22 protein-coding genes, 1 other RNA gene and 1 pseudogene are annotated in these 26,778 nt (G+C 37.2%); 17 read left to right on the top strand and 7 right to left on the bottom strand.

The genetic code is table 11. The features are described 5' to 3' along the window. The first annotated feature begins 82 nt into the window (after positions 1–82). Together DS745_RS15700 and DS745_RS15695 are read left to right on the top strand one after the other, a co-directional pair. Entirely contained in the window at positions 83–469 is a 387-nt protein-coding gene (locus DS745_RS15700; RefSeq protein ID WP_129079187.1) for a hypothetical protein, read from the top strand. 202 nt (positions 470–671) lie between these two features. Next, complete coding sequence (locus DS745_RS15695) at positions 672–863, top strand: hypothetical protein (RefSeq protein WP_129079186.1); 192 nt, start codon at positions 672–674, stop codon at positions 861–863. Positions 864–893: 30 nt separating this feature from the next. Here DS745_RS15695 and DS745_RS15690 read toward each other — a convergent pair whose 3' ends face one another. From DS745_RS15690 to DS745_RS15675, 4 genes are all read right to left on the bottom strand, one after another. Further along, positions 894–2,036 (bottom strand): PP2C family protein-serine/threonine phosphatase, encoded by a 1,143-nt coding sequence (locus tag DS745_RS15690; protein ID WP_129079185.1) that lies wholly within the window; start codon positions 2,034–2,036, stop codon positions 894–896. A gap of 143 nt (positions 2,037–2,179) precedes the next feature. Next, positions 2,180–3,502, bottom strand: a complete 1,323-nt coding sequence (locus DS745_RS15685; RefSeq protein ID WP_129079184.1) for a M20/M25/M40 family metallo-hydrolase — start codon at positions 3,500–3,502, stop codon at positions 2,180–2,182. Positions 3,503–3,536: 34 nt separating this feature from the next. Then, positions 3,537–4,232: a small-conductance mechanosensitive channel gene (locus tag DS745_RS15680; protein ID WP_129079183.1), complete on the bottom strand. Its 696-nt coding sequence runs from the start codon at positions 4,230–4,232 to the stop codon at positions 3,537–3,539. Between the two features lie 20 nt (positions 4,233–4,252). Next, entirely contained in the window at positions 4,253–4,960 is a 708-nt protein-coding gene (locus tag DS745_RS15675; protein WP_129079182.1) for a DUF5058 family protein, read from the bottom strand. Positions 4,961–5,201: 241 nt separating this feature from the next. Here DS745_RS15675 and DS745_RS15670 point away from each other — a divergent pair, with 241 nt between their 5' ends. Genes DS745_RS15670 through DS745_RS15660 form a run of 3 tightly spaced genes read left to right on the top strand, consistent with a single transcriptional unit; the run spans position 5,202 to position 12,391 of the window. Beyond that, entirely contained in the window at positions 5,202–7,481 is a 2,280-nt protein-coding gene (locus tag DS745_RS15670; RefSeq protein WP_129080053.1) for a DEAD/DEAH box helicase, read from the top strand. Continuing rightward, complete coding sequence (locus DS745_RS15665; RefSeq protein ID WP_129079181.1) at positions 7,465–8,685, top strand: ribonuclease H-like domain-containing protein; 1,221 nt, start codon at positions 7,465–7,467, stop codon at positions 8,683–8,685. The genes DS745_RS15670 and DS745_RS15665 overlap by 17 nt, the downstream gene beginning before the upstream one ends. Positions 8,686–8,728: 43 nt before the next feature. Next, positions 8,729–12,391 carry a dynamin family protein gene (locus DS745_RS15660; RefSeq protein ID WP_129079180.1) on the top strand — a complete coding sequence of 1,221 codons (3,663 nt, stop codon included), beginning with the start codon at positions 8,729–8,731 and terminating at the stop codon, positions 12,389–12,391. A gap of 625 nt (positions 12,392–13,016) precedes the next feature. Here the strand turns inward: DS745_RS15660 and DS745_RS15655 are convergent. After that, a complete protein-coding gene (locus tag DS745_RS15655; protein WP_129079179.1) occupies positions 13,017–13,340 on the bottom strand; it encodes a 2Fe-2S iron-sulfur cluster-binding protein in 324 nt (107 codons plus the stop codon). A gap of 456 nt (positions 13,341–13,796) precedes the next feature. Between DS745_RS15655 and DS745_RS15650 the strand changes: the two genes are divergently transcribed. From DS745_RS15650 to moaA, 10 genes are all read left to right on the top strand, one after another. Further along, positions 13,797–14,150, top strand: a complete 354-nt coding sequence (locus DS745_RS15650; protein WP_129079178.1) for a spore coat protein — start codon at positions 13,797–13,799, stop codon at positions 14,148–14,150. 85 nt (positions 14,151–14,235) lie between these two features. Next, entirely contained in the window at positions 14,236–14,784 is a 549-nt protein-coding gene (locus DS745_RS15645) for an SLOG family protein (protein WP_129080052.1), read from the top strand. 143 nt (positions 14,785–14,927) lie between these two features. Further along, entirely contained in the window at positions 14,928–15,236 is a 309-nt protein-coding gene (gene gpsB, locus DS745_RS15640) for a cell division regulator GpsB (RefSeq protein ID WP_129079177.1), read from the top strand. A gap of 12 nt (positions 15,237–15,248) precedes the next feature. Next, positions 15,249–15,641 carry a reverse transcriptase-like protein gene (locus DS745_RS15635; RefSeq protein WP_129079176.1) on the top strand — a complete coding sequence of 131 codons (393 nt, stop codon included), beginning with the start codon at positions 15,249–15,251 and terminating at the stop codon, positions 15,639–15,641. Positions 15,642–15,707: 66 nt separating this feature from the next. Further along, positions 15,708–16,094, top strand: an RNA gene (gene rnpB, locus DS745_RS15630) — RNase P RNA component class B. A 161-nt stretch (positions 16,095–16,255) separates the two neighbouring features. Then, a complete protein-coding gene (locus tag DS745_RS15625; protein WP_129079175.1) occupies positions 16,256–17,392 on the top strand; it encodes a THUMP domain-containing class I SAM-dependent RNA methyltransferase in 1,137 nt (378 codons plus the stop codon). Between the two features lie 197 nt (positions 17,393–17,589). Continuing rightward, a complete protein-coding gene (locus DS745_RS15620) occupies positions 17,590–19,368 on the top strand; it encodes a M3 family oligoendopeptidase (protein ID WP_129079174.1) in 1,779 nt (592 codons plus the stop codon). A 64-nt stretch (positions 19,369–19,432) separates the two neighbouring features. Further along, complete coding sequence (locus tag DS745_RS15615) at positions 19,433–19,681, top strand: DUF2564 family protein (RefSeq protein WP_129079173.1); 249 nt, start codon at positions 19,433–19,435, stop codon at positions 19,679–19,681. A gap of 176 nt (positions 19,682–19,857) precedes the next feature. Continuing rightward, positions 19,858–21,801, top strand: a complete 1,944-nt coding sequence (locus DS745_RS15610; protein ID WP_129079172.1) for an ATP-dependent DNA helicase — start codon at positions 19,858–19,860, stop codon at positions 21,799–21,801. A gap of 157 nt (positions 21,802–21,958) precedes the next feature. Beyond that, entirely contained in the window at positions 21,959–22,981 is a 1,023-nt protein-coding gene (gene moaA, locus DS745_RS15605; RefSeq protein ID WP_129079171.1) for a GTP 3',8-cyclase MoaA, read from the top strand. Between the two features lie 43 nt (positions 22,982–23,024). Here moaA and DS745_RS15600 read toward each other — a convergent pair whose 3' ends face one another. Next, positions 23,025–23,330, bottom strand: coding sequence for a HesB/YadR/YfhF family protein (locus DS745_RS15600; RefSeq protein WP_129079170.1), 306 nt, complete (start codon positions 23,328–23,330; stop codon positions 23,025–23,027). 342 nt (positions 23,331–23,672) lie between these two features. Here DS745_RS15600 and DS745_RS15595 point away from each other — a divergent pair, with 342 nt between their 5' ends. Together DS745_RS15595 and DS745_RS24640 are read left to right on the top strand one after the other, a co-directional pair. After that, entirely contained in the window at positions 23,673–25,190 is a 1,518-nt protein-coding gene (locus DS745_RS15595) for a carboxypeptidase M32 (RefSeq protein WP_129079169.1), read from the top strand. 134 nt (positions 25,191–25,324) lie between these two features. Continuing rightward, positions 25,325–25,477 carry a hypothetical protein gene (locus tag DS745_RS24640; protein WP_161568284.1) on the top strand — a complete coding sequence of 51 codons (153 nt, stop codon included), beginning with the start codon at positions 25,325–25,327 and terminating at the stop codon, positions 25,475–25,477. A gap of 143 nt (positions 25,478–25,620) precedes the next feature. On the opposite strand, the pseudogene DS745_RS15590 reads toward DS745_RS24640, so the two are convergent. Continuing rightward, positions 25,621–26,682 (bottom strand): annotated as a pseudogene (locus tag DS745_RS15590) (M42 family metallopeptidase). Positions 26,683–26,778 lie beyond the last annotated feature (96 nt).

The following is a 26,778-nucleotide window of genomic DNA, read 5'->3' as shown; positions in this document are numbered from 1 at the left end:
ACACTGCTTTTTTTCATCCGTTCATAATTAATGAACATTTGGGAATAGTATAAGGAAAATAGAGGTAAAGGTGGTAGGAGAATTGGAAGTGAAAGACGTAGTAACTGAAACCAAAAATATCTTTAAAAAGTTAACGAATAAAGCGCAATCAATGTTTGAAACGTTAGGTGAAATGGTCCAACGGGGGGTTACAGTTGAGGAAGTTTCTGAAATGGTAAAAAACAATGAAGATACAAAAAAAACATCGAAAACATTGTTAGGGATAACATACGATTTTTATAAATTGAAAATTCAAGACCTTACGTTTCATTTAGAGGTCAAGAAAGAAGTAGTAGACCGAATTCTTTATTTTAAAGTATCAACGCCTGAACATACGGTTTTTACTTATCGTTCTTATGAGCAGGGAATGACCTTAAAAGACAAGATTAAGCTTGATCATCTACCCGAGGTTGTTAAACAGAACACATAGTCTAAAGAACCCTTAAGCTGGGTTCTTTTATTGTTGCTAGTAGTTTCTTCCTAGTAATTGTCGAGAGAGATACCTATCATTTTGTGTGTTAATCGGTTTCTAGCATTTGCACATTTTCTAATAATTAGGACGAAATATGGTTACTTAGTTTATACATGAGGTAAAGACCATTCATATTCTATCGTATAAAGGAGGGATAGAAATGGATTTTAATTATTTTGACGGTGATTGTCGTAAGGATCGTAAAGAACGTAGAAAAAAGCCAAGAAGAGGCGTTGATGGGGCTTTTAGTTGGCGTTGCTGTTTTGTCTCTAGACAATACCAACTAGATTTTTCAAACATTGATGATCCATGTATTCCGAAGAAAAAACACCGCCACCGTTGTGGTTGTTAATTCAATGAAAAGAGCGAATCAAACCGTTTACTAGGACGGTTTGATTCGCTTTTTTTCTAGTGAAATATCTATCACTACCATACTAATGTCATCGGCATTCTTCTTTTCCCTGACGAGTTCCCTTAACATGACTTTCATAATCCCCTCCTGTGAAAGAGATAAATTATTTTGAATTAGCAATTGCAATCGATCAATCCGCTCCTTAATGTTTTTATCGGCAGACTCGACTAATCCATCTGAAAATAACAAAATTCTCTCATTACCTGAAAGCAGTAGTGTTTCTTGCCGACAGTTATAATCAGAGGTTAAACCCAATGGTAAAGACAATGAGTGTAATTTTGTTGAGGTTTTACCTGTTGTTTTTATACCAGACACATGTCCTGCGTTTGCATAGGTTAACGTGTGTTGGTTTAAATCCAAGTGCAAATAAATGGCTGTTGTAAAGCTGACTTGATTGTTAGTCGTAAATAACTCAAATAAATGAGTATTAATTTTCTCCAGTACAGTTTTAGGTTCTTTAAGGTTTGTTCTTAGGAGGTAGTGTAAGAAGGAATGAATTGACATAGAAATAAGGGACGCAGGTATGCCGTTACCCATCACATCCAATAGCAGTACACCATATTCATTTGGACCTAACTCAAACCAAGAATAAGAATCGCCCCCTATTTGTTTACTAGGAAGTAGCATCCCACTTATTTTTATATCTTCATTAAGTATCGGAGTACTTAAGCTAAGTTCCTGAATTTTCCTAGCTAACTGAAGATCAGATTGAAACTCTATTTCTAATGTCTTTCTTCTAGTAATATCATTCTGTATTCCTACAAAATACTCTAGTTTTCCGTATTGACCATAAACAGGATTAACAATAAGTTCGTTCCAAAACGGATCGCCACTTTTGCGGTAGTTTAGTATTTCTCCTTTAAATGTCTTACCTGATAAAATGGCGTTTCTAATCTCAGTAACAGTTTCTGCATTTGTATCTTTCCCTTGCAGAAACCTACAATTCTTACCGACCACTTCTTCATGTGAATACCCAGAAATTTCTCTAAACGCAGGATTAGAATATAAAATTGGGTTATCTTCTTTCGTTGGATCAGTGATTAATATGCCAACTGATGTATGCTCGAAGATAGTTTCTAACCATAGCGACCTCTTGTTTGGATCTGCTTTCAATATCTCACGACCTTTTTGGAATTACTAGCTAGTAATTCTTACCAAAAATAGAGAGGATTAGACATTGGGAAACTAACTATGTACACAAAAAAAACCCCATGAGGGGGGATCATAGAGAGTAACTTAAACCGATAGTTTAGTATTTAATCACCAAATGTTTGTATCGCTTTAAATAATCCATCAGTACCAAAATATAGTGCATCAACAGGAATTCTTTCATCTTCTGCATGGACAGTTTTTAAGAACTTAAATTCAGATGGAAGTTTCATCGGTGTAAATCCATAGGTTTGAATTCCAAGGCTAGAAAAAAAACGGCCGTCTGTTACTCCTGGAAGGACGAAAGGAATAGGAATACCTGAAGGGTCACTCTCTCTTATTATGGATGCTAACCGGTTGAATAGCTTCATATCTCGTTTTGCAGAAGTTATATCAGAACGGATGACCTCTAATTTAATAGAAGGGTCGTTAATTAGAGCTTTTAACTCTACTAGAAACTCTTCTTCTTTGAAGCCAGGTAAAATTCTTCCGTCCAATTCAACTGTAATTTCTCCAGGGATAACATTGATTTTGTCGCTTGTTCGGATAACTGTTGCGGATACAGTGTGGTGCAATATCGCTTCAAACGTTTTTCCTTGCTCTCCTAGTAATTTTAAGACTGTTCGTGTCATTTTAGGATTAAGTAATTGCTTTAAAATTTGTTTTTTGGGAAAAGGCATTACGTTCGCTATACCTTCAATCATTTCGGTGATAACAGGAGTAATATGGACAGGTAAAGGTTGGTTCAATTTATCTAAAACCTCTGCTAGTTTACTCATTACTCCATCCCGGACAGGCATTGATCCGTGCCCACCTTGTCCTCTGATGGATATTTTTAACCAGCTCATTTGCTTTTCAGCAACCATAATTGGATAGAAGCGTTTTCCATCTAGTTCCATTGAAAATCCACCAAATTCTCCTAAAGCATATTTAACTCCTGCAAATAGTTCAGGGTGTGTTTCTACTAAGAACTTTGCACCAAAATTCCCGCCATTTTCTTCATCACTTAAAATGACTAAAAGTACATCTCCTGGTAGAGGGGTATTTTCTATTTTTGCTTTTAGAAAGGCAGAGATCATCATTGCTACACAGCCTTTCATATCTATGGCACCGCGGCCCCATACATAGCCATCAATAATCTCACCTGAAAAAGGCGGGTATGTCCAACTTTGATTTTCTGTCGTAACGACATCAACGTGTCCGTATAACATTAGAGGAGAGGCTGTACCTTGCCCTTTTATTCTTGCAATTAAATTGGGTCTATTTTCATCTCGACTGACAATTTTAGACTCAATTCCATACCCACTTAATAGCTCATTAATATAATCTATACAAGCTTTCTCATGACCTGGAGGGTTAGTAGTATTAAATTGAATAAGTTTTTGTAAAATAAGTTCTGGTCTATTATGAATATTGGTTTGTTGGTTCATTTTTGTATCACTCTTTCAATGATTAATTTTGGTTCTAACCATTCTGTGGTAGCTTTGAATTAAGATAAACACAAAGGGTTATTGTTACAAGGAGACTAACGAAAATATTTTGCAAAGCTGCTGGTGCGAGTAAATGTATGGAAAGTGCAGTAACAATTCCTACGACACCAAACAATGGCTTTTTAATCGCAAATTGTCCAACAATACCTCCAAAAATTGCAGGTAATATAAATTCAAACATTTTGTAAATGGTTTCCGGTAGAATTGATAAGAGGTATGAACCTAGAAAAATAATAGGTAATAGAATAGCTATATTAACAAGGGAAGCAGCACCAATTCCTAACGTAGCTGCAATTTCTCCTTTTTTTGTACCAGGTTCAGCTCCTACTGAGTTTTGTGCAGCAGCTGCTGAAGGAAGACACATATTTGATATATTGCCTGTTAAAAAGGCCAAATAAGTACCTGATGTACCTAAAGTTGGATAATACATGACGGGTTCCATCGTCCATGCTAAACCCATTAAAGCTGCGTAAGCTAGATACCCTGCAATAATAGGTTTCCAACCTGGGTGATAACCTAAGATGAAAGAGAGATAAAGAGGAAGTAATAGCGATAGAATAATAACTATCCATATGGATGTACGTCCCCAAAAGTGAGCTCTTTTATAATAGAACTCCATATTTTCCGATGAAGGTAATATAGTAGTATCTTCTTTTTTTACACCTTCCATAAAAATTCACCTTTTTCCTGTTAAATGATGATATAGCCGAAAAATAATCCACTTACTATTGCTAGACCTAGGGACCATTCTTTTAACCACCTTATTTGGAATTTATTAGAAATTAGAACGATACCCATCATCGTGATTCCAGAAGCAAAACCAACCATTGTATGTATGGACCCCTTTATCATTTCTCCACTAGCTAAAAAACTAAAAGCACCGATCATTGCAGCTGTTGTAACAACAATCATAATTTTTCCATCACCCTTTTTGGCAATGATTTTCTTTTCCATCTTTCCCATAGATTTTGTAAATGTGGCTACGACAAAAAGCCCACCAGCTCCTCCAAGGCATAAAACCCATACGACTGTTGTAAGAGCTTGAGGGCTGAAGTTTTCTGCGCCAAGGTCAACTCCATAGGCGTTTGCCCCAAGACTAGCACCTAAAGCCTCGATTGGTGCAGATCCGATAATTCCGATTCGCATAAGTGTAAGTGGGTCTCCTAGAAAAGTTATCAGCGAAATCGCAACGACCATAATCCCTAAAGAAGGCCCAATAGAGCTAATTGCTCCTGTTTTTAAAGCACTACTCACCTCGGAGTTGGTCATGCCTAGGCTCTTACCAGCATTAGTAGCTAGCTTAATAAAAATAACACCTTGAATGAATACCATAGTAATAACCAATGAGGCAAACAGCCAAATTACGTTGCTATTTGCTATTTCCATTACCTGTTGCACGTTAAAGACCCCATTTCTGCTGAAAGTATTAATTGAATTATCGGAATATTAGAATAATATCACAAAATAGCGATTTATGCTATAAGCAATCAAAAATGTACCAGGTGAGAAATTTTGTCCGTCTATTCCAATATTGTTATTTAACATAATAATATTATGTAAACAATAGCTGGAACTTTCCTCTTTACAAAGCAAACGTATATTCTCTATAATTTTACTATAGAGAGGTGTGGTCGGTTTGTTGAAAAAGTTATCGCTACAACAATTTATTGAAGAACTTAGAGATGATGAAAATGTCGTGCATTGGCATGAAATTGAAGGCCAAGAGGCAAAAACGGTTCCTTTTCCTTCGACAATAGATAGACGAATTATTGAGGCCCTTATTTCTAGAGGGGTTAACGAATTATATACACATCAAGGTTCAGCCTTTGAGCTAGCACTTGCAGGGAAGAGCTTTACAGCGATTACCCCGACAGCTTCAGGGAAGACGCTTTGCTATAATCTACCAGTCCTACAGCAAATTTGTGAAGATCCATCGAGTAGAGCCTTGTATATCTTTCCAACGAAGGCGCTAGCACAAGATCAACGTAGTGAGTTAAACGAAGTGATTGATGCTATTGGTGCAGATATTAAAGGATTTACTTATGATGGTGACACGGCACCTAATATTCGCCAAGTAGTTCGAAAAGCAGGACATATTGTAATAACAAATCCTGATATGCTACATTCAGCTATTTTACCTCATCATACAAAATGGGTCTCATTGTTTGAAAACTTGAAATATGTCGTTATTGATGAACTACATACATACCGTGGTGTGTTTGGAAGCCATGTGGCAAATGTTGTTCGAAGGTTAAAGAGAATTTGTGCCTATTATGGAAGTGACCCTGTGTTTATTTGTACATCTGCAACCATTGCTAATCCAGAGGAACTAAGTGAGACTCTGACGGGGAAAAAGATGACGGTTATTAATAATAATGGTGCCCCTCGTGGGAAAAAGCACTTTGTTTTCTACAATCCGCCAATTATTAATAAACCGTTACAAATAAGAAAAAGCACAACCGTTGAAGTAAAAAGACTCGCTTCTAAACTACTATCAAACCAAATCAAAACGATTGTTTTTGCGAGAAGTAGAGTTCGAGTGGAAATCATACTTAGTCACTTACAAGAACTTGTTGCGAAACAACTAGGGAAAAAGTCGATTAGGGGGTACAGGGGTGGGTACTTGCCTAAGCAGCGCCGCGAGATTGAGCAGGGGCTAAGGTCTGGTGATATCAAAGGGGTTGTCAGTACGAATGCCCTAGAATTAGGCGTAGATATAGGACAACTTCAGGCATGCGTGATGACTGGGTATCCAGGAAGCATTGCTAGTGTTTGGCAGCAAGCAGGTAGAGCCGGTCGTAGGCATGACGAAGCGTTAATCATTATGGTTGCTAATTCTACCCCGATCGATCAGTTTTTAGTTCAGCAACCAGAATATTTCTTTGAAGCAACACCTGAACACGCGAGGATTAATCCAGACAATTTAATCATCTTAGTGGATCATTTGAAATGTGCAGCATATGAGCTTCCGTTTAAACAAGGAGACTTATTTGATGGTGTAGATGTAGAGGATGTCCTTCATTTCCTAACGGAAGAGCAAGTATTACATCACCAACAAAATAAATGGTTTTGGATGAACGAGTCTTTTCCTGCTCACAATATTAGTTTACGGTCAGCTGCACAAGAAAACGTCGTTATTATTGATCAAACTGATGTGGCCAACCACCAAGTGATAGGTGAAATGGATACCTTTAGTGCGATGACGTTACTTCATGATGAGGCACTTTATCTGCATGAAGGGACGCAATACCAAGTAGAGAAATTGGATTGGGAAGAAAAGAAAGCTTTTGTAAGAGAAGTCGATGTTGACTATTTTACCGATGCGAATTTAGCCGTTCAATTAAAGGTACTAGAGGTAGATAAGCAAAAAACTCATGCGAATTGTTCGATTGAGTTTGGCGATGTCACCGTGAATGCCATGGCAACAATTTTCAAAAAGATAAAACTTTCGACGTTCGAAACCATTGGCTCTGGTCCAATTCATTTACCTGAGCAAGAGTTACACACGAATGCCACGTGGATCCAGTTTGAAGAAAGCGTACAAGAGGAAATTGGTAAGGAAGCCATGGAGAATGCGTTGCTTGGCCTTTCTCACGTCCTACAGGCAGTTTCAAGCGTGTATGTGATGTGTGATCGAAACGACCTACGAGTTGTACCACAAATGAAAGCAGTTCATTCCGGCAAACCGACTATCTTTTTATACGACAGATACCCAGGTGGGGTTGGTTTAAGTGAGGATGTTTATAAACATATCAAGGTAATCCTAGAACGAACAAAGCATTATATCAGAGCATGTACCTGTGAGGAAGGCTGTCCGTCTTGTGTTGGCGTAGGTTCGAAAGAAAACACGAAAGAACTCTCCCTAACATTACTAGCGAGACTATTAGAAGCGAGGGACGCTGATGTCATTAAAAAATAAGCTTTCTCGAATGAAAGGTCATATGCAGTTACCTGAAAGGCAAGTAGCCGAAACAAAACTAGTTGAAATTGGTGAAGATTGGTCCCAGTTAAATGGTCAAGCGCTATTTTTAGATGAGCAGTGGACAATTTACCGAGAGATAAACTATCCTCTTGATTTTCAACTAGGGGTACATCGCTTCTCGGAATTGAATGAAATTGTCCAGTTATGGAATGAGGCAGGAATGCAGCATCCTCTATCAACAAAAGGTGTTAGTGGCGAGCAATTGCTATTTTTTGATACGGAAACGACAGGACTTGGTACTGGTACTGGGAACACGATTTTTTTACTAGGTTATTGTTATTTAGCGAAAGATCATGTGAAAGTAAAGCAATTCTTTTTACCTGGTCCGGCTCATGAAGCAGCGATGTACTATCATTTTCTTGAAGATGTAAAAGAGTTATCGAATTTAGTGACTTACAATGGCAAGGCGTTCGATTGGCCTCAAGTAAAAACTAGGCATACTCTAGTCAGGGATCAAGTTCCAAAACTACCGAAATTCGGACACTATGATTTACTTCATGCTTCTAGAAGACTGTGGAAAGATACACTGCCGTCTTGTCGTCTTTCTATTGTAGAAAAGGAAATTTTGCAGATTCATCGAGATGGGGACACACCTGGAAGTCTTGCTCCACTCTTATATTTTGATTATTTACGAGAGAAAGACCCTACAATCATTGAAGGTGTTCTAAAGCACAATGAGATGGATGTCTTATCGTTAATCGTTTTATTTATCCATCTATCTAAAAAACTACTAACTAATACAAATAATACGATGAAGGAAAACTATGAAATTGCCCGTTGGTTTGAGAAAGAAAAGGAATTGGGCAAAGCAACAGAGCTTTATGAACTAGTTGCTAAAAACACTTCTAGTAGCCAAAGTCAAGCATTATTAGCTTTAGGTCTACTGCTTAAAAAGCAAAAACAGTTAGAGGAAGCAATGGATTGCTTTCATTTGTTAGCTGAAAGAGAAGGCACTACCTCGATTGCTGGCTGTATAGAGCTAGCCAAACTTTACGAGCACCAATGGAAGGATATCGAGAAGGCGTTCTTTTTTACTGAGCGTGCTTATCAAAGACAAAAGCAAATTAGCAGATTATTAAAAGAGAAAAAGCTCTTAGGTGATTTTAAAATACGGCTGGACCGATTAGAAAAAAAGCGGTAAATCATTTTTATCATACCTCCATTGCTTGGAGGAAAAGATAAATATGATTTTACCGCTTTTCTTTCTTCTCATTTTTTCGAAAATTCGCTATAGTAGAAGAGGTAAGGATGGTGCATATAAAGTGATCAAAGAAAAATTACAGTTAACCCTTGAGGGAGCGTTCCCTTTTACGAGTGAAGAAGAACACCGATTAGTAAAGCTCCGTGAGAAAGAACAGACATCAACGTTTGAAGTGGCTTTTTGTGGACATTTTTCCGCTGGCAAATCAACAATCCTAAATACATTACTAGGAGCGGAAGTACTGCCAACAAGCCCAATACCTACGAGTGCCAATATCATTGAAATAAAAAATGGCATTCAAGGTTTAACCGTTCACTCAAAGGAAGAGGAACCAAAAGTATGGCATGGCGAAATCCCTTGGAACAAAGTGAGAGAATGGGGAATGAATGGGCATGCGATATCGAAAATGACGATAACAGCGCCGCTCCCGTTTTTAGGTGATCATAGCTGTATACTAGATACACCAGGTGTTGACTCAACAGATGAAACACATGAGGCTGTCACTGTTGAACAGCTTTATACGACGGATGCAATTGTCTATGTGATGGATTATAATCATGTGCAATCAGAGACAAATTTATATTTTTTAAAACAATTATCCCTGGAAAAGAAGCTTATTTATATTGTCGTAAACCAAATTGATAAACATAACGAAGAAGAAATTCCTTTTTCAATGTTTAAGAGGTCTATGGAAGATGTTTTTGGTAATTGGGGAATTAAGTATATGGGCCTTTATTTTACGTCGATGAAAAACCAAAGCCACTCATTAAACCAGTTTCCTATCTTTGAAAAGCAATTAAAATCTTTGCTTTATCAGAGTAAACAGTTAAGTGAAAGTACTCAATTAAGGTTAGAACACGGGTTTTACCATGCAGTTGAAAACCGTCTTCAAGAAGAGAAGTTAGATAGTGTTAGTGAATTACTCACTGAAATGAAAGAAAAAGGCTTCCAAACAGAACAGCTACATGAAGAGCAAGAATTATCTGAGCAATTACATGACTTAACGAACTACGAGGAAAAATATTGGGAACATTTTGATCTCGAGCTTGGAAAGCTATTTAAAAATGTGACGCTTTTTCCTGCGACGACAACAGATAAAGCACGCGATTGGATTGAGAGTCTTCAACCAGATTTTAAAGTTGGTCTTCTATTTGCGAAAAAGAAAACGATTGAAGAGCAAGAAAGACGTTTAGAAAAATTAACGTCGGAACTTCAAGATAAAATTAAATCTCAGCTGATCTTCCATATTCAAAGCTATTTTCAAAAGGTCGATCGAACGCAGTTAAGTAATGCAAAAGAATTTGAAGAAGCTTATGGAAACTTATCTTTTGAAGTGACTGGGGAGTACTTGAAATCTCGAGTCCTAACAAATCATTCAAGTAGGGAATATGTGTACACGTTTACTGGAGAAATCACTAGTAGTATTGTGAGGGAATTCAGAGAAAAAACAAGAGCATTACAGCAATTGTGGATTCAAGGGATAAAAGAGTTTATACAAATAGAAATTAGGAACCTGGAAAAGCGGTTGGATAGGTTCAAGGAAATTAAGCAATACAGTGAAAAAATCAATCGTGTGGAAAACGAGTACGGTGCGCTAATAGAGGATGTCCAAGACATTCTTAAGCAATTTCCACTAGACCGACATTTTCAGGATCAAATCCTAAAAGCGATGGAAGGAACGTACCCTGAAGAGAAAAAAGCAGCTTTTACAAATGTAATCTTAGCTCAAGAGAGTGTGATTGAAGCTGAAGAAATGACGGAAAGAGAAGTTAGGAACATTGATTTCTCCGAAGAAGACACTCTTCATTGGTTGTCTAACGTTAAGAAAGCATTATACAAGCATCAGACAACGACCATCTTAGCGCAGGAACGAAATCAATTGCTGGATCGAATTGAACGTTATGAGAAACAGACGTTTATCATATCATTATTTGGCGCGTTTAGTGCTGGAAAGTCTAGTTTTGCCAATGCACTCCTAGGCGCACCTGTATTACCTGTATCACCTAATCCAACAACAGCGACAGTTAGTACTGTTCAACAAGCAACTGAACAATATCCACATGGCACGGTTGTCGTTTATGTTAAGTCTAGACAGAGCTTAGAAGCCGAAATCCAATCTGTTTCAGAACAATTAGATGTGAAACTCTCACTAGAGACGATTTCATCATGGACACCGAATATGAAAGTGTTTATCTCTAGTTGGCAAAAAACCTATGCGGAGTACCTTTTAACCATTAAAGAAAGTTTAGCAGGAACTGATTGGAAGTTAGGTTCGGAGCGGAGCGTTTCGGTTGATGACTTACAGGGACTAGTTGCTGATGAAAGTAAAGCTTGCTTAATCGAAAAAGTATTTATATACTACGATGCACCAATTACCAAAAAAGGGATTGTTCTTGTCGATACACCGGGAGTTAACTCTATCCACGGTCGACATACGAACGTGGCGTTTCAACAAATGAGGTCTTCTGACGCCATCTTCTATCTAACGTATTATAATCATGCGTTTTCCAAAGCAGACCAATATTTCTTACAGCAAATGGCCAAAGTGAACGAAAGCTTCCAGCATGATAAATTATATTTTGTCATTAATGCGGCAGACTTGGCTGGTAGTGAAGGTGAATTGCACGGTGTTCGTAAGCATGTTCATGACCAATTACTAAGAAATGGTATTCAGGAACCTCGTCTGTACCATCTATCAAGTAAAGAGGGTCTGAAGGCTAAGAAAGAAAATTTAGGAATTGAAACTACATTTTCAAAATTTGAAAGAGCCTTTTATGACTATACAATTTTAGAGTTAAAGCAGCTTAGCTTAACAATGATCACGAGCGAGTTAAAACAGTTCGTAAATAAAGCTAACGACAGCCTTTTATTTATGAAAGAAGAAACCACAACAAAGCAAAAGAAACACGAAGAGCTTAAGATTATTGTGCAGGAGCAAACCCTTAAGGTAGAAAATGCTTCGCTCACATATGCTGTTCGTGACGTATTGCATGAATTTGAACAACTAGTGTTATATCTTCGCGAGCGAATGCGTTACGTTCTGAGTGACTACTTCGGCACAGCGATTAATGTGTCTGTTATTACTGGAAACAGTAAAAAAGAACTTCAAGAACAACTAGTGGCTCAAATAAAGGAATGGCGGGGCTTAGGAGAATATTTCTTAAAGCAAGAACTTGAAGCAACAGTCATTCGTATGGAAGAAGCGATAAAGGAAAGAGCAAAGAAATGGTTGGCCGACGAAGCAACACTATTACAAAAAGAATTACCATTCTTATATGTAAATCAAGAACTTTCAATGGATCCAATTCAAGTAGATTTAGATGATCTTCATATCAAAATTGAGACGGGGAACTATCTATCGTTTATTAAATCTAAAAAGGACTTCTTTGAAAATGGAATGGTAAAAAACTTGAAAGAAGTATTAGTAGCTGATGGCGTAGAAAAATCTAGTTTCTTAATCAAAGATAGCTCTGAACGCTATATTCAAGCATTTGAAGAAAGCTTTGTTTCTGTTGAAGATGAATTAAAAGTGCAATTAAAGGTAGCGATAATTAACGAACTACGACGTTTTGAAGCGCTATTCGATCAGGGTGAACAATCTTCTTTAGAAGAGGAATTTGAAACGTTACGTAAGTATCTAATTTAGTGAGAGTAAAAAAGCGAAAGAGACCAACGTCATCTTTCGCTTTTTTGTGTTGGTTTGTTGGTGCTATCTGCGAGATAGAAATTGCTAGCATGTTGATATTAACCGAAATGTGATAGTAAAGAGTGCGAGAGGAGTTGCGGTGCTGAGGATATAGAGTCGCTAATTAGGCGGAATAGTAGTAATTGGATTTACTAGTTATTTACATACCAGGTCGCTAATCTTGGTTTGGACCGTAAGTTACTCAGTTTGGACTGTAAACTACTCAGTTTGGATTATAAAATTTCATTTTGGACTGTAAATCTCTCATTTTGGACTGTAAACTGATTTTCACCCATTAGTTGGACTGAAAATTCCTTCAGATATACATGAAAACGACAGTATCAACATAGATGGAGCGCGACATGAACCAATTTTTTAAGATTATTCTTATTTTTTTCTTACTAATAAGCCACTTTCCGATGCTGACCACGGCAAATTCGACCACGCTCTTGATTTATTATGTTAATCCCAGGTTCTAACCCAAACTACTAGATAAAATTCCTCAATCACTAACAAAGCGTTAATTAGAACACAAAAAGAGGTAGCCACAAATGCTACCTCTTCTTTCATTATGCTTTGAAAAAAATTACTCAACCGGTCTTGGTCCTGGTTCTAAGTTAGAGTTTGTTTTCGTCATCACAGGTTTTACCGTAGCGTCACCATTGACACGAATTTGACAGGATAAACGAAGGTTTTCGTCGGTGAACCCCTTATTTGCTAATGTTTGCTGTTCTTGTTCTGATTTAGGGCCGAAATCTCCTTCAATTACCTCTACACGACAGGATGTGCATTTAGCATTCCCACCGCAACGATGTAAGATATCGACACCATTATCTTCGAGAACATGTACAAGTTTCTTACCTTCTTCACCTTCAATAATCTGATAGTCAACTACATTAATTTTTACCATGTTTCTTTCCACCTTTCATTTGTTATAACAACATAACTCTTCCCATTTTTCGTGACAAATAAACAGGGAGCTATATTTCCTGGGTAAGCGCAAAAACAGCGTTAATTCGGGCTTTTTTGCTCTGGTTTTCTAGAAATCAAGCGAGTAATTTGTAGAAATAGTTAGAAAAAAATCACAAGACCGAAAGTCTAATGAAATATACATAAAATTTCCTGTTGTTTTTGCTTTATTTTCTAACTAAAATATACGAGGACAATATTATATTATTATATATCGGGGAGATAATAAATGGCTTTATATATATTAATTATGTTTTTCGTGATGATTGGAGTAACTTTTCTTGTAATGAGCGGAATTTCATAAGCTTCTGCTGAAAATAGGTGAATACACTAGTACATCTGCGGTCCTTCTTTCATAGGTTGTTATTGTACCAAGAAAAAAAAGGAGGAACCAAACATGTTCTATGGACCAGGAACAAGACCAGTTGTATTACCACCACGTATTCACCCAACTAAACAAAATGTAGTTTATAATTGCTGTGAGTATATCGTACCAGAGGTGCACCCTACTCATACAACTGTTATGAACAAACATTTATACAAACACTATCATAACTTCCCGCAAACTGTATCTCAAGTTGATCAGGTTGCAAACCAACAATTTATGTGCCCTCCAGGACCAGTAATGCCTGCACCAGGACCAGGTGTAGCAGGAGCTGGCTTCGGAGCACCAGGCGCTGGCTTCGGAGCGCCAGGCGCTGGCTTTGGAGCAGCAGGGGCTGGAGTTGCACCACGTCGTCGCTTCTTTTAATTGAATGACTACTAAGGGGTATGGCATAATGATTATGCCTACCCCTTTATCTTTAGAAATCGAATGACTGAAGGTGTTAAATATGATAAAAGTTGTAGCAGTGACTGGTTACAAATCTCACGAGTTAGGGATTTTTGATGAAAAGCATACAGGTATTAAATACATAAAAAAGGTTTTAAGAAAAAGACTTATTTCTCTAATAGAGGATGGTTTAGAGTGGGTAGTAATTAGTGGGCAGTTAGGGGTTGAACTGTGGGCTGCTGAAGTAGTTCTTCAATTAAAGCATGAGTACCCGCAAGTGAAACTCGCAGTTTTGACGCCTTTTTATAATCAAGAGAGTAACTGGAACGAATTAAGAAAAGAGCAATACAGCCAAGTTTTACAACAAGCTGATTTTGTCGATAGTATTACAAAGAGAGATTACGAAAATCCTGGTCAACTAAAATTAAAAAACCAATTTATTATTGAGAAGAGTGATGCTCTTTTAGTTATTTATGACGATGACAAACCAGGTTCACCAAGTTATTATCTAACGTATGCAAAGGCACGTAGTGAAAGTTCTAATTACCAGATATTTTATATTTTTCCTGATGAAATAGAACTCGCCTATCAAGATGAAATGTTAGAATGGTAAAGCTAAAAAGTAATAAATCATGTTTACAATTTAATTCTAGAAAATCTTGGTGTATAATCATATCATTAACAATTTTCTAGAAAGTGATTTTGGTAATATGTACTTTGATGAGATCTTATATAAATGATTGAGGTGATCTGAGCATGGTTGAAAAAAGGATTTCACATCTAACTCCTAAGGAAATATTAGAAAAAGAATTTAAGACTAGCTTGAAAGGTTATAATCAAGACGAAGTTGATAAATTTTTAGATATAGTTATAAAAGATTATGAAATGTATCAAAAGAGAATTGAAACATTAGAAAGTGAAAATGCCCGACTTAAGCTAGAAGCTGACAAGCTTTCACAACAGCAAACGCGCCAAACCCCAATAGCTGGTAACACGAACTATGACATCTTAAAACGCTTATCTAACTTAGAAAAACATGTCTTCGGTAGTAAACTTTTTGATTAAGGGGTATGAACATTGATTGAAGTATACATCGATGGTGCGAGTACTGGTAACCCTGGTTTGGCTGGTGCGGGTATATTTATAAAAGCAAATGGGACAGTAGAAAGTTTTTCGTTTCCTCTAGGAGAAATGACTAGCCATGAAGCAGAGTTCTGGGCATTAATCAAGGCTTTAGAAATTTGTACCGAAAGAAACTATACAATCGTGTCGTTTCGTACTGATTCAAAGATCGTGGAGGATACAGTTGAAAAACGCTATGCCAAACGTGAGCCTTTTTCCAGTCTCATGACAAAAGCACTGCCTTATATAGACAAATTCGACTTATTCTTTATTAAGTGGATACCTGGTAAGAACAACGTAAATGCTGATCAACTTGCCAAGAAGGCAATACAGTTGAATAAGAAATAATTACCAGTTGGTTTTGCTGAACAATAGTGGTATACTTAATTTTGTCGTCATGACGACAGCCATTAGGCGTTCAGGTAATTGCTGCATCTTTACGATGTTGAGGAAAGTCCATGCTCGCACGGTCTGCGATGACCGTAGTGTTCGTGCCTAGCGAAGTCATAAGCTAGGGTAGTTCGGTTTCGACTGAGCTAACGGCAGGGAACGCACCTAAGTCTTTTAGATATGGTGTTAATACCTTGAAAGTGCCACAGTGACGGAGTCTACTCGGAAACGAGTAGAGTGGAACGAGGTAAACCCCACGAGCGAGAAACCCAAATTTGGTAGGGGAACCTTCTTGAGGGAATTGAACCAAGAGAAGGACAGGAAGCAACTTCCTGTAGATAGATGATTACCACCCTAGTACGAGGTGAATAGCCGTTTGCAGTACAAAGGAACAAAACATGGCTTATCGAACGCTTATAGCTAAAATATTTCTTTAATAATGAGAACTCTACACAATGATGTAGAGTTTTTTATTTGTGCTTTCGTCAACAAAGATTTACACTGATATTTTACATTCAACATAGTTAAATCTATAATAGTAAGAGCAAATTTAACCGAAAGAGGAATTGTTTATGGGAAAAGTAAAATTAATTGCAACAGCTGCTATGGGACTTGAAGCACTTGTTGCGCGTGAAGTAAAGGACTTAGGTTATGAAAACGTTCAGGTGGAAAATGGGAAGGTAATTATTGAGGCCGATGAAAAAGCAATTTGCCGTACAAATTTGTGGTTAAGAACTGCTGACAGAGTTAAGCTAGTCGTTGGAGAATTTAAAGCGACAACGTTTGATGAGCTTTTTGAAAAAACGAAGGCACTCCCTTGGGGACAATGGATACCAGAGAACGGGGAATTCCCGGTGATTGGAAAATCAGTCAAATCTACATTGTTTAGTGTGTCAGACTGTCAAGCAATTGTAAAGAAGGCTGTTGTAGAAAGTTTAAAAAAGACGTATAAGCGAGCTTGGTTTGATGAAGATGGTCCATTTTTCCGAATTGAAGTTGCTTTATTAAAAGACGTTGCAACCCTAACAATTGATACAAGTGGAAGTGGTCTACATAAAAGAGGATATCGTTATTTACATAGTGAAGCACCATTGAAGGAAACAATGGCTGCAGCGATGATTATGCTTACAAATTGGCAACCAGACCGTCCTTTTTGGGATCCTTTTTGCGGTTCAGGAACACTTCCTATTGAAGCAGCGATGATTGGGCAAAACATTGCACCTGGCTTTAATCGCGATTTTGTTTCTCAAAAATGGGATTGGATTGGGAGAGAAAATTGGGATTTAGCGATGGAAGAAGCTGAAGATAAAGCAAATTACGATCAACCTCTACAGATTATCGGTACTGATATTGACCATAAGATGGTTGACTTATCAATTAATAATGCTCAAGAAGCCGGGTTTGGTGACATGCTCCAATTTAAACAAATGCAGGTAAAGGATATTTCTACGAAATTAGAGTATGGTTGCATTGTTGGTAATCCACCGTATGGCGAGCGTATCGGTGAAATCAAAGAAGTTGAGCAAATGTATCGAGAAATGGGTCAAGCATTTGCGAAACTTGATACTTGGTCTGTGTACATGTTAACTTCGAATGAAGGCTTTGAAGAGCTATATGGCAAAAAGGCCTCTAAAAAACGCAAATTATATAATGGAAATATAAAAACCGATTTTTATCAATACTTTGGGCCAAGACCTCCGAGAAATTAATGTAGAATGTAGAATTATGATTGAAGAATGTGTGGAATTAAGAATGTGGAATGGACAATGGTGTGGTGGGTTGCTGCAGATTTGTTCATTCTGCATTTTTTTATAAGAAGTTTCGGGGGTCTAAACTTTCATGATTTCTGATTATTTGTTACAATTATGATTGTATACATACAAATATTCGAATAGGGGTGTTACATATGGCAACGAAATTAAGTCAAGTGTGGGATTTAGACTCAATTTTCCCAGGCGGTAGTGAATCATCTGAATTCCAAGCTTTTTTAGAAACGATGGAGAAAGATTTAAAGCAGCTTCATGATCAAATACATGGAAATGAAGCTTCGGTAGAAGAAGTAACAACTTGGATTTTAGAGGTGCAAGAATTAGCAAAGCGTTCTAGACAAGCAGGTGCGTTTTTAAGTTGCTTAAGTGCACAAAATGTCAAGGATGCCAAAGCTAAACAGCTTTTAGGAACTGTAAGTCAAACTAGGACTATTCTTGAAGCTATTTTAACAAATATTGATGATCAACTATTAAATATGCCTGAAGAACAGTGGGCAACATTTATTGCGCAAGATGTATTTACGGAGGTAACACATCCTCTTTTAGAAAGACGTTTACGAGCGAAAGAGAAGTTGTCACCACGTGAAGAAACATTAATTCAAAAATTAGCAGTTGATGGCTACCACGCTTGGGGTCAACTGTATGATACGATTGTTGGTCGTATGAAAATTGCTGTAGAAGAAGATGGCAAGGTGGAAGAGCTTTCGGTTGGGCAAGCGGCAAATAAGATGAGTAGTGGGAATCGTGAACTTCGTGAGCACGTTTCTCAAAAATGGGAAGAAGCTTGGGCGAACGAAGCTGATCTTTGCTCAGATGCATTAAATCATTTAGCTGGCTATCGTTTACAGGTTTATGGTGAAAGAGGCTGGGAGCAAGTATTAAAAGAGCCACTTGAAATAAACAGAATGACCCAAGAAACGCTAGATGCCATGTGGAATACAATCACTGAAAACAAGCCTAAATTTGTTCAGTTCTTGGATAGAAAAGCAGAGTTACTTGGAATAGAAAAGCTAAGCTGGCACGATGTGTTTGCACCGCTCTCAAAAGATGTTCCTGAAGTAAGTTATGACGAAGCCGCTGACATCATTGTAAATCAGTTCGAACAACTAACACCTAAAATGGCTGAATTCACAAAAGAAGCGTTTGCGAAAAGTTGGATTGAAGCAGAAAGCCGCGCTGGAAAACGTCCCGGTGGTTTCTGTACTAGCTTCCCGTTAAGCAAGGAATCACGTATCTTCATGACATATGCTGGTACTGCATCTAATGTCTCTACGCTAGCTCACGAATTAGGGCATGCGTTCCACCAGCACGTGATGAATGATCTTCCATATCTAGCACAAGGCTATGCGATGAATGTCGCTGAAACAGCTTCTACTTTTGCAGAGATGGTTGTTGCCGATGCTACAGTTAAAAATGCGACAACGAAAGAAGAACATTTAACATTATTAGAAGATAAAATTAGCCGTAGTGTAGCATTTTTTATGAACATCCATTCACGGTTCCTATTTGAAACAAGATTTTATGAAGAGCGTAAAAATGGTTTAGTCAGTGTAACGCGCTTAAACGATCTAATGGAAGAAGCCCAAAAAGAGGCCTTTAACAATTCCTTAGGTGAGTATCATCCTCACTTCTGGGCATCTAAATTACATTTTTATATCACAGGAGTTCCTTTTTATAACTTCCCGTATACGTTTGGTTACCTATTTAGCATGGGGATTTATGCGCTTGCCCTTAAAGAGGGAGAAGGATTTGAGGAAAAGTACATTAACCTACTCCGTGATACAGGAAGAATGCGCGTAGAAGATTTAGCAATGAAGCATTTACATGTTGACTTAACTAAACCAGAGTTCTGGCAAGAGGCAGTAGATCTAGCTGCAGCTGATGTGGATGAATTCTTAAAATTAACTGAAAAGTAATCTTGCATAAAACCGTTGTAATTTGTGCATCCTATCAGGGAAAAATGTAAAGGTGGGATGTACGATGTCTGAACCGTTTAACGATATTCGCCAAGTAGAAATGGCTATAAAAGCTGCACAAAGAATGGTAGGTCAAGCGACGATGAGTATGGATGAAGATCAACTTAAGTCTGCAACTGATGCTCTCTCTCAAGCTAAGAAGCAATACGCAGATGCGCTCTCGCACGCAACAGGGGTTGATGAAGAGTTCTTTGAATTTTCTTCTGAGCTAATTGAAAGATTAGACCACCAGCTAACTGAAGCAAAAGAGTAAAAATATCTAAAAGGGTGTGTCTGAGAAGGCACACCTTCTTTCTTTATCCATTTTAATTGACAAAATCAAGATTTTAATCATATTATTGAATGTTAGGAAATAATGTAGTCACGAACGTTTAGTAAACTCGGGATTGTTCTACATTTACTATTTTACATTTATTTCAGGGGGAAGTTATGCAATCGTTTGAGAAGTTACCTTTTACATATGATCGGACAAAATCTTTTATCAGCCAGCTCGGAGATTGGGTAGGCGATGTTTTTTACGATATTCTGCCTGAAGCAGGATTTGAAATTCGTGATGAACAAATTTTTATGGCGTTTCAACTTGAACGGGCATTTGCAGAAAAGAAAGTCATATTTGCCGAAGCAGGAGTAGGGACTGGTAAGACGATTGCATATCTTTTATACGCAATTTGTTATGCACGGTACATTGGTAAGCCTGCAATTATTGCCTGTGCTGATGAGGCACTAATTGAACAGCTTGTTAAACCTGAAGGTGACATTGCTAAATTATCAAAAGTATTAAATTTAAATATTGATGTAAGGTTAGCGAAAGCTCAGGAGCAATACTTATGTGTCCAAAAATTAGAGAAATTACGTGAAGACGAAGACCATACGGAAGTTTATGAAGATGTTTCTGAGACGATACCAGCTTTCGTATACAATAATGCGCCAATGCAACAGTTCCATTTCTACGGCGATCGAAAAACCTATCCAGATCTAAATAATGAGACATGGAGAAAAATGAATTGGGATGCTTTTCAAGACTGTTCTGTTTGTGAAAAGCGACACCGCTGTGGAATGACTCTAACTAGGGAGCATTACAGAAAAGCAGGGGATTTAATTATCTGTTCACAGGACTTTTATATGGAGCATATTTGGACAGAGGAGTCTAGAAAGCGTAAAGGACAATTACCGTTTTTGCCAGAAGCTAGTAGTATTATTTTTGATGAAGGCCACTTATTAGAATTTGCTGCACAAAAGGCATTGGCATATCATGTTCGTCATGATTTGTTAGAAGAGATTTTGGAAAGATTACTTGCCAATGACGTTCGTGAGGAAGCTGCTGTCTTAGTGGATGAGATCATTTCACATAGCCTTTATATGTTTCAAGAAATTGAAAAAGGAACGACAGAGGTGAAAGGCTCTCTACGGAGAGAGTTACAAATTTCACCACAACTCATTTCAGAAATTAAGCAGTTTAAAAAGTTACTATCAGCTCTTGAAGATGCCCTAGTCTTTGAAAGTGAATTGTATACGATTGAGGATTACCAACTGAAGATCGTTGAGGAGCACTTAGAAATGCTACAATACTCCTTGTCACTCTTAGCTGAAAAAAGTAATGTGATTACATGGGTAACAAAAGTTGAAGGTGTAACGACACTTGTGATTATGCCTAATCTTGTAGAAGATGTTCTGCAAGAAAAAGTCTTTTCAAAGAAACTACCTATTATTTTTTCATCAGCTACCTTATCAACTAACAATGACTTTGGCTATATTTCTGGAAGCCTAGGAATTAAAAATTATCTTTCGTTTACTGTTCAGTCACCTTTTAATTACAAAGATAATATGAGGGTTCTAATACCAAGAGATTCTGAGAAAGAAAAGCTGCAAACTGTTATTGAGGTTTTAAAAGAAACTGAAGGTAGGTCGCTTTTGTTATTTAACAACGAAGATGAACTCGAGACCTTTAGACATTTATCTAAGACAAACAACGAATTAGCTGGGTATAAATTCTTATTTGAAGGCGATCAAGAACTAAGCAGCATTGTTCATACCTTCCAACATGAAGAGCAAACTTGCTTATGTGCCATCCATTTATGGGAGGGGTTAGATATCCCAGGACCATCGCTATCTAGTGTTATTATTTGGTCATTACCTTTTCCTCCGAACGACCCTGTCTTTAATGGGAAAAGGAAAAATGCTCATGATCCATATCAAGAAGTTGATTTACCATACATGCTCCTTAGATTGAGACAAGGGATTGGGAGATTAATTAGAACAAGTAGTGATCGAGGGATTATCGCGATTGTTGACGAACAACTGAGTAAGAATGAACAGCTCTTTGAAGAGGTAAGATCCATTCTTCCTGCAGAGGTTGATATTTCTAATAGATGATTGAAATAACAGGTACACCTTTAGTTACAAAAGCCCCCCTGTGTGATATAATTGGACTATTAACTATATGCTACTATTCTATGGGGAAATAGAGTAGTGGCATTTCTTACCAGTATATAGAGAAAAGTATTACGAAGGAAAAGGGGGAATAATTCAAATGGAAAAAAAGCGTTTACTTGATAAATTAGGACGCCCGCTTCGTGATTTGAGAATATCCGTTACAGATCGTTGTAATTTTCGTTGCAGCTATTGTATGCCAGCAGAAATATTTGATAAAGATTTTATGTTTCTACCAAGAAACGAAGTGTTAACCTTTGAAGAGATTACCAGGTTAGCTACTTTATTTGTAGAAGCTGCAGGTATAAAAAAATTACGTATTACAGGTGGTGAACCACTTGTACGAAAAGATTTGACTCGTTTAATAGAAATGCTCTCTGAAGTGAAGGGAATTAATGATATTGCCATGACTACGAACGGCTCACTTTTGGCCAAGCATGCAAAAGACCTAAAACAAGCAGGTCTAAACCGGGTGACGATTAGCTTGGATAGCTTAGATGATGAGCGTTTTCGTAAAATAAATGGTAGAAATATTGGTGTAGACCAAGTGTTTGCTGGTATTGAAGCGGCTCAAGCTGTGGGTCTAGGTGTGAAACTTAATATGGTTGTCCAACGGGGGATGAATGATGAAGATATCATCCCAATGGTCCGTCATTTTAAAGATACGAACATCATTCTTCGTTTTATTGAGTTTATGGATGTTGGAAATTCAAATGGTTGGAAATTAGATCAAGTAGTTTCGAAAAAGGAAATTTTTGACCGAATTAATAAAGAAATACCAATTGAACCAGTGAAACCTAACTATACGGGTGAGGTGGCTACTAGATTTCGCTTTAAAGATAACGAGAATGAAATTGGTATTATTTCTTCTGTCACAGATGCATTCTGTTCTACTTGTTCAAGAGCAAGGTTAAGTGCAGATGGAAAACTTGTTACCTGTTTGTTTGCTTCTGAAGGTCATGATCTTAGAGATCTTTTACGTTCAGGTGCAAGTGATGAGGAAGTTATGGATCGTATGGATGCTATTTGGAGTGGAAGACATGACCGATATTCAGAAGAGCGTCTTAATCATACAGACAAAAAACAAATTCGTAAGATTGAAATGTCCCACATTGGTGGTTAAAGAAAAAACACAAGGAAGGTGTCCTTGTGTTTTTTTGTATAGGTTATGAATTTGGGTTATCAGTATCTTTAATATTTGGATTTTCAAACGTTAGGAAGTTTAGATCTAAATCAAAGTCGATCGTCATACCATCTAAATACCAAAAATCTTCTTCCTCAACAAAGAATTTTATACTGTCTACTGTTCTCGCAAAAGCTTTAGGTGATGGCTGATCCTTTGTGACTCCTACTGAAAAACCACCTGAACCACACCCACCGACACGGACGTACAAACGTAAAGAGTCTCCTTTCTGTAAGCCCATTTCTTGTTTATATAAATTTGCAGCCTTTTCGCTAATTATAAATTCCATTTGTAAAACCCCTTTGCGTTCTTAATACTATGTTTATACCATAACCGTTAGGAAACTCAAAATAAAAGGTTCTTTTCGTAAATATTTGCTTTTTTACCCTAAAATAATCGGAAAAAATACTCTAGATTGAAGATATCAGCCAATAAATTAGGTAAGAAAAGAGCAATACTAACTAAATTAGTTGTGAATTCTTAGTATTTTTAAAGCAACAAACTTTGCGAAAACAGCCAAATAAAAGGGTTAATGATATCGCTTCATTTAGTAAAAAATAATCTCGTTAAGAAGGAAAGAAAGATACATATGAAGAATATGTTAGTTTGAGAAAAGAAGGGAGTGTCATTTATGCAAGAAAATATTAAAGAGATTGAACAATCATTTCTAAGCTTAGTGAAAAAAATGTCTAGCTACGGCGAAGCAATTTCTCTTATGTTTTGGGATTTACGAACAGGAGCACCAAAAAAAGGTGTTGAACAGCGTTCAGAAACGATTGGTACATTATCATCTGAAGTGTTTAATATGAGTGTATCCGAGGAAATGGGTGGCTATTTAGAAGCGTTGTCAGCACCTGAAGTGCAAGGAGAACTTTCTGATATTACAAAAAAGATGGTAGAAGTAACGAAGAAGGAATATGATAAAAACAAAAAAATACCTGCAGATGAATATAAAGAATTTGTCATCTTAACATCAAAGGCAGAATCTGCTTGGGAAGAAGCAAAAGAAAATGCGGACTTCGTTGGTTTTTCTCCGTACTTAGAGAAAATTGTTGACTACTTACGTAAATATGTAGAACGTATTGGTTATGAAGGTCACCCATACAATGCCTTGTTAGATGATTATGAGCCAGGAGTGACAGTTGACGTTCTTGATCGCGTTTTTGGAGAGCTTAGAGAAAAATTAGTTCCTCTAGTGAAAGCTGTAACAGAAGCACCAACTCAACCAAAAACTGACTTTTTATTTGAACATTTCTCGAAAGAAAAGCAGAACGCTTTTTCATTAGATATCCTAAAGCAACTACAATATGATTTTCAAGCTGGTCGTTTAGATACGACTGTGCACCCTTTTGCTGCAACGATTAATCGTAATGATGTAAGGATTACAACAAAATACGATGAGAAAGATTTCAGAACAGCCATCTTCGGAACCATTCATGAGTGTGGGCATGCTCTTTATGAACAAAACATAGCTGAAGAGTTAATCGGTACCCCTTTGTGTGACGGAACATCGATGGGAATTCACGAGTCTCAATCCCTTTTCTGTGAAAACTTTGTTGGTCGAAATTATTCTTTTTGGAAAAAGAACTATAGCCTCTTAAAAGAATACTCAAACGGTCAATTTGATGATGTTTCACTAGATGATTTTTACAAAGCAATTAATGTAGCCGGACCTTCGTTAATCCGTATTGAGGCTGATGAGATGACGTATTCTCTTCATATTATTTTACGTTATGAAATTGAAAAAGCATTGATTTCGGGAGAAATTGAAGTAAAGGACCTTCCGCAAATTTGGAATGACAAAATGGAAGAGTACTTAGGAATTCGACCATCTCATGACGGAGAAGGTGTACTACAAGACGTACACTGGTCTGGAGGAGCGCTCGGTTACTTCCCTTCATATGCCTTAGGTTATATTTATGCTTCTCAAATCAAAAACAAAATGAACGAGGCAATTCCAAATTATGATGAATTACTTGAAGCAGGAGATTTCACGCCTATTAAGGAATGGCTTGTTCAAAACGTTCATCAATATGGAAAAATGAAAAAACCACTAGAGATCATTCAGGACATTACAGGTGAAGGCTTAAATCCTAAATATTTAGTTGAGTATTTAGAACAAAAATATAAGGCTGTATATGAGCTATAAATTTTTTTATAAAAGATAGGATTGATCAAAAAACTCTCTATCCAACAGGATAAAGAGTTTTTTATTTTGGTAAAACATTTTGGTTTTTAACTTTTTTAGGAAACAATACGTAATAAGGAAAGAGGTGAGAATTGTTGACGTCATCAGAAAATCAATGCTTTTATTGCCAGGCTGAAATGGTAAGTAACATTTCTTATCATGCTCATTTTCTCAGTCAAGGAGAGCATGTAGAAAAACAATTATGTAAGGACTGTTATAGAGATTGGCTAGATGGAATGAAAGAGTAAATAGTTGATATCCATCATGCATAATGGTCACATGGAAGTTTCCGATGTGACCATTTACGTTTATTATAAAATTCTTTACTTTCACTTAGTGCAATGCCTATGCTGCTTAATTTGAAGAACAACCATCTTAGCGAAGTAACCTATTAGATAAACGAAAAGGAAGAATTCTCTGTCGATAAGATGAATTGTTTTAATAAATTTTTAGTTGCCTCTAAGTCCTTCAAATCAATTACCTCTACAGGAGAGTGGGCATAGCGTGATGGAATCGAAAGAACACCAGTAGGTATACCTTTGTTTGCTAAACTTACTGCACCGCCATCTGTCCCAATACCTGGGAAAACTTCAAACTGAAATGGAATTGTATGTTTTTTAGCCAGATCTACTAATGTTTCTTTCACTGCTGGGTGAGCAATTAAACTAAAATCAATAATTTTAATTCCAGTACCTTGCCCTAAGAATAAGGTTTGATCCATCGTTTCCTCAGGTGTATCACTAACAGCCGTTGTGTCGATCGCGATCGCAACATCTGCCTCTACTCTTTCAGCAGCCACTTTGGCACCACGGAGGCCAACCTCTTCTTGAACAGTAAAGATGGCGATGATTTCACCGCTAAAGGAAATATTATCTATTTATTGTAATGTTTGGATGGTAACAGCACAACCTGCGCGGTCATCAAACCCTTTTCCAACAATTTTTCCAGTAGAGTCGTTACCTAAATACTCCATTACTGGGGCCCACGTAATCGGATTACCTATTTCAACTCCTAGTTTTTCTGCTTCTTCTTTGCTGCTAGCACCCACGTCTATGTACATTTGGCGATGATTTCGAACTTTTGTAGCGTCATCAAACTTCACGAAATGAGCCGACATAGTTCCAATAACACCGGTTAACAATCCAGAGCGTGTACGTAATTGTACTTTTTGAGCTAACAAAATTCGATCATCATGTCCACCTAATTTTTCAAACCGAATTAAGCCGTTGTTTTCTATTTTTTTTACGATAAAGCCTACTTCATCCATATGAGCAGTAATAATTATTTTTGGTCCAGGTTTATCTCCCTTTTTTCGGGCTATGACATTACCAAGTGGATCTACTTGTACTTCATCAACCAAACTCTCTAACGTATCTCTAATCCAAGTAGTGACAGGTTGTTCGAACCCACATGGACCATGCAACCCTGTTAACGTTTTAAGTAATTGATACATAGAAAAACACCTCACGAAATATTTATTTAGGTAATCGAATTATGCTTATTATAGCATCACTCCTATGAAGGTCCAATTTAAGTGTTTATTGCTATA

Origin of the sequence: Anaerobacillus alkaliphilus (genome assembly GCF_004116265.1) — a bacterium.
Taxonomy (GTDB): domain Bacteria; phylum Bacillota; class Bacilli; order Bacillales; family Anaerobacillaceae; genus Anaerobacillus; species Anaerobacillus alkaliphilus.
This window is presented reverse-complemented; position numbering and strand designations above follow the sequence as displayed.

Coding starts and splice junctions, on each gene's coding strand:
- DS745_RS15695 (WP_129079186.1), top strand. CDS start 672: ATGGATTTTAATTATTTTGACGGTGATTGTCGTAAGGATCGTAAAGAA.
- DS745_RS15685 (WP_129079184.1), bottom strand. CDS start 3,502: ATGAACCAACAAACCAATATTCATAATAGACCAGAACTTATTTTACAA.
- DS745_RS15680 (WP_129079183.1), bottom strand. CDS start 4,232: ATGGAAGGTGTAAAAAAAGAAGATACTACTATATTACCTTCATCGGAA.
- DS745_RS15665 (WP_129079181.1), top strand. CDS start 7,465: ATGTCATTAAAAAATAAGCTTTCTCGAATGAAAGGTCATATGCAGTTA.
- DS745_RS15660 (WP_129079180.1), top strand. CDS start 8,729: ATGATTTTACCGCTTTTCTTTCTTCTCATTTTTTCGAAAATTCGCTAT.
- DS745_RS15655 (WP_129079179.1), bottom strand. CDS start 13,340: ATGGTAAAAATTAATGTAGTTGACTATCAGATTATTGAAGGTGAAGAA.
- DS745_RS15650 (WP_129079178.1), top strand. CDS start 13,797: ATGTTCTATGGACCAGGAACAAGACCAGTTGTATTACCACCACGTATT.
- gpsB (WP_129079177.1), top strand. CDS start 14,928: ATGGTTGAAAAAAGGATTTCACATCTAACTCCTAAGGAAATATTAGAA.
- DS745_RS15625 (WP_129079175.1), top strand. CDS start 16,256: ATGGGAAAAGTAAAATTAATTGCAACAGCTGCTATGGGACTTGAAGCA.
- DS745_RS15620 (WP_129079174.1), top strand. CDS start 17,590: ATGGCAACGAAATTAAGTCAAGTGTGGGATTTAGACTCAATTTTCCCA.
- DS745_RS15615 (WP_129079173.1), top strand. CDS start 19,433: ATGTCTGAACCGTTTAACGATATTCGCCAAGTAGAAATGGCTATAAAA.
- DS745_RS15610 (WP_129079172.1), top strand. CDS start 19,858: ATGCAATCGTTTGAGAAGTTACCTTTTACATATGATCGGACAAAATCT.
- moaA (WP_129079171.1), top strand. CDS start 21,959: ATGGAAAAAAAGCGTTTACTTGATAAATTAGGACGCCCGCTTCGTGAT.
- DS745_RS15600 (WP_129079170.1), bottom strand. CDS start 23,330: ATGGAATTTATAATTAGCGAAAAGGCTGCAAATTTATATAAACAAGAA.
- DS745_RS15595 (WP_129079169.1), top strand. CDS start 23,673: ATGCAAGAAAATATTAAAGAGATTGAACAATCATTTCTAAGCTTAGTG.